Here is a 3,427-nt window from a genome sequence, read left to right as displayed (position 1 = left end):
CGTAATCAAAAAGAATGGTGAACTTACGCTTGTGTTGCGCCATAGGAACTAAATCGGGGTGCAAGCGTTCTAAATTTTCGTTACCGACTCGACCGTTCCAGATTCCGGGGAGTGCGATCGCTACATATCCCAGTGTGAGGAGACAACCTGTCTTTTTTTCTCCCTCCGTAAGAAATACCGGAATTACGGGGTGTGCCATTACCCAAGCCCAAAATCCTAACGCTTCTCCTTCTGGGGTAACGGTGATTAGTTCTGGCATCGGCACGTCGTAGCGAAGTGATACCAACTTCCAGATATGGAGGGGAACTCTCAGGTAGGTAACGCGGTTGGGGGTTTTGGGGGGTGACTCGTATTTGACAGGCTTTTGGGTTTGCTCGTTGGTGTCCTTGTCCCATTCGAGTCGGGGATTGTCGGGCTTCATCCGTCCCCAGTCCATTGACAGCCAGTTGTTATGAGGGTCGAGTCCACTTGCCCACCATGCACTGTTGATGTGAGCATATCGTTGTAAGTACCCGTCACGTAATCGCCCATCGTTACGTCGTGCAGTGTGGGGGAGAGCGTATAAAAGGTACTCGTATATTTCATCCCCACTTAGAGAACGGACATTTAGCTCGGTAAGTATGGGGTCAACGCCAGAATTGATAACCCATTCATGCCAGTGATTAGGAGCTAGCTGACTATTGGGATTTTGATGTGCATCAACGCATAGGCTCTTGGTAGGAGGCGCAACGCTGGGGGAAATAAGAGGAAGAGAGTTTTTGGGAAGAACTGCCCCAAGCTCTGACTTTTCAAGTGCATCAATTATGTTTATCACATCTGGAGCATCCTGAAGCTTCGGTAATGGAGGCAAACTTAAATGATGTTTTGTCAATTCTTTTTCGTCAATTATGAAATCAAAAACACTTGTCCTGAGCGAAGTCGAAGGAGATGTAATCTCTTGTGAAGTTTGTTGGTTAAGAATTTCACAAGTGATTTTTTGACGATTATAGGGTTGAAGTGATTTGCCGTAATTGGCATCTAGTAAGCGACGACGTTTACTTTCCCCCATGATTTAACTCCGATTAGTGAGTAAAAATGAATCGAATTGCTATAAAGGCGCAGGTATTTTGTAAGGGTTAAAGGAGTGAAAAAAAATCCTTTAACCCAAAACTTTCTCATCTGCCTCCGGTGTGTGGTCGGAAGGTAAGATTAATTCGCGTGCTAACCACTTTATTGGTCTTGGGAAGCTGATGCAGATGTGTGGACTGGCAGCCTGGGTGCATGATCAACAAGCTCCCGTGTTCGAGCCAGAAATCAGTAGGTCTGCCATTCCTCGGTTTAATTTGAAACTTGCGAACAGACCCCAGACTTACTGATGCAATTGCTGGGGATAGTCCCATCGATTCTTCGTTATCAGCGTGCCAGCCGATTGAATCTTGTCCGGTGCGGTATTGATTGCCGATGACTATACGGAACTTGTAGCCGGTGAATGCGGTGATGGAGTCGCGCAAGGCAGACAGAGCTTCTGTCCAACATATTGGTTTCAAAAACACGCTATTTGAGTATAGGTAATCACAGCCTTTATCACCGTACAGGCATTCCAGACGGGGGACAGGCATTGTTTTACCCGCCATACGTATTTGATTCTGCTGCCACTCCAGTTTCAAGCAGTGTTGGTAGAGTGAGTTGGCAAGTTCCTGACTTAAGAAATCGGGGTAGTAAGTGATAGGTAAAACTGGGGTTGATTCCTGAAACAAATTGAGTTGTTGCATGGTACTTTTCTCCAAACAAAGAAAGTATTCTGAAGACAATTGGTATTAGTTTTGACCAGTAGAGAAAACCTCAATCAATACACTTTCTGGATATAAACCAACTTTTCCAAATCGGGGGTCATGAATGCGTTCTATTTCTATTCCTTGCTTTCGACATAATGCACTTGCCTTTCGCCCTTTAGTGCTGGCTTCTTTTACCGAGATTTCTAAACCTTGAAGATTGGCGAATCCAACAACACTGTATTTGTGACCGCATGGGGTATTTACCCTGTCTTGCTCAACTTCAACCGCTTTTAGTCTTGCCAGGATTTCGGTCTGTTGCTGCTGTTGTTGGAGTAAATGCTGTTCTTGCTCTGCCAGTTGTTGGGCGATCGCTGCAAGTAACTGTATTTGAGTCATGGCTTTTAACTGGGTTTGGGTTTCGCAAGCTAGCGTTTTCACAACAAAATAACTTTGCGCTGCTGCTATCTCTGGTTTTCGTGGATCACCATTCATCGCGGTTAAATATCCGCCATAACGAGATAGCTTATAATCTTGTCCTGGTCGCCCAATACTTTTCAGGGTTGACCCTGAAAAGTGCATCTCTACGTCATTTCCCGTATTTTTACAAGCAAAAGTTGCTCTTTCAATTACGGGTTTAAACTCATGGAAGCGAGAATAACCCAGTAATGGCATTAACTCTCTAGCAGTCCAATATTCTTGTCCTTGTTCATCGAACTGACGGATGCCATCGAAAGGACTACTGTTATTTAGTTGATTGAGATTTTCATTCTTAGTCATGACATACCTTTTGTTTTATGGTGGTAGAAGTAATTGCTGACTTTGAAAAACTACCTGATACTTTTTTAGGTGAAGCCAACAAATTATTGTCAGAGTGCTAAACAAATTAGACTTTCACCCGCACTAAACTTTTTTCACCTACTAGTGAGAAACGATTCCATACAATCGCTGATTGGGTTAACGTCGGCGACACTAATTCAACAAGGTAAAACCAGGAATTATTTACAAGTCCAATGCCCAAAATGAGACGCTGTTTTGCGTCATTGCCGTAAGAACATAGGATTACTTTTTGCCCCAAAACAAAAGCGGGTTTTGGCACGGGCAGGGTTACTAATTCTCCAGTTCCGATGATTTGATGTTGTGTGGCGTGAACAATTTCATTACGACAATCAATTGAATAAATCCAACATTCGTGTTTCCATTGAATTCCACAGCAGTAACCGAATGTTTTGCTGGTTCTCAGGTACACTCTTTCTAGTAAATTGACTTCCACAGGTAGCATTATTTTGCCCCAAGGTGGAGAGAGATACCAACTGGTTTTCAGCACGTTAACATTGTCAATCATGCGTTTTTCCTTTATCGAGATAAAATTGTTTTTAGTCGCCCAAAGATAGGTGCAGCGCATTGAGGGACAATGGCATTCCCCAGAGCGATCAACTGTTGTTTGTGTTGTCTTCTAATGGCTTGGTATTCTGCCCACAGTTGGTGATATTCTTTCTGCTGTTGTTGCGTAAGCGCTGCAATTTCATTACCACTGAGCCGATTAAAACTGGGGACTGTGGCAGAGGTGAGCCAATAATCAAGTCCTGCTCTTTTAAGCAGACATCCGTCCAAAAGAGCGGGAAACCCATCATTGCCTCCAGGAAATTTACACACAGCGATCGCTGTGTATTCAA

At 43.9% G+C, this 3,427-nt stretch carries 5 protein-coding genes; all 5 read right to left on the bottom strand.

Annotated features, from left to right (window positions below; genetic code table 11):
• Window positions 1-1,048, bottom strand: a 1,048-nt coding sequence (locus LC605_RS31825; RefSeq protein ID WP_229551379.1) for a DUF3854 domain-containing protein, incomplete at its 3' end; no start/stop codon positions are given.
• A 106-nt stretch (window positions 1,049-1,154) separates the two neighbouring features.
• Window positions 1,155-1,751, bottom strand: coding sequence for an alpha-ketoglutarate-dependent dioxygenase AlkB (locus LC605_RS31820; RefSeq protein ID WP_229551378.1), 597 nt, complete (start codon window positions 1,749-1,751; stop codon window positions 1,155-1,157).
• 45 nt (window positions 1,752-1,796) lie between these two features.
• Window positions 1,797-2,531, bottom strand: a complete 735-nt coding sequence (locus LC605_RS31815; protein WP_229551377.1) for a BRO family protein — start codon at window positions 2,529-2,531, stop codon at window positions 1,797-1,799.
• 106 nt (window positions 2,532-2,637) lie between these two features.
• Window positions 2,638-3,096 carry a DUF1392 domain-containing protein gene (locus LC605_RS31810; RefSeq protein ID WP_229551376.1) on the bottom strand — a complete coding sequence of 153 codons (459 nt, stop codon included), beginning with the start codon at window positions 3,094-3,096 and terminating at the stop codon, window positions 2,638-2,640.
• 11 nt (window positions 3,097-3,107) lie between these two features.
• Window positions 3,108-3,427 (bottom strand): hypothetical protein (locus LC605_RS31805; protein WP_229551375.1); only part of this gene is annotated, 320 nt, incomplete at its 5' end.

This window comes from Nostoc sp. CHAB 5836, assembly GCF_020829445.1.
In the GTDB taxonomy this organism is placed as follows: domain Bacteria; phylum Cyanobacteriota; class Cyanobacteriia; order Cyanobacteriales; family Nostocaceae; genus Nostoc.
The sequence above is the reverse complement of the archived record's forward strand: the minus strand, read 5'-3'. Positions and strand labels throughout refer to the sequence as shown.

Coding starts and splice junctions, on each gene's coding strand:
- LC605_RS31810 (WP_229551376.1), bottom strand. CDS start 3,096: ATGATTGACAATGTTAACGTGCTGAAAACCAGTTGGTATCTCTCTCCA.
- LC605_RS31815 (WP_229551377.1), bottom strand. CDS start 2,531: ATGACTAAGAATGAAAATCTCAATCAACTAAATAACAGTAGTCCTTTC.
- LC605_RS31820 (WP_229551378.1), bottom strand. CDS start 1,751: ATGCAACAACTCAATTTGTTTCAGGAATCAACCCCAGTTTTACCTATC.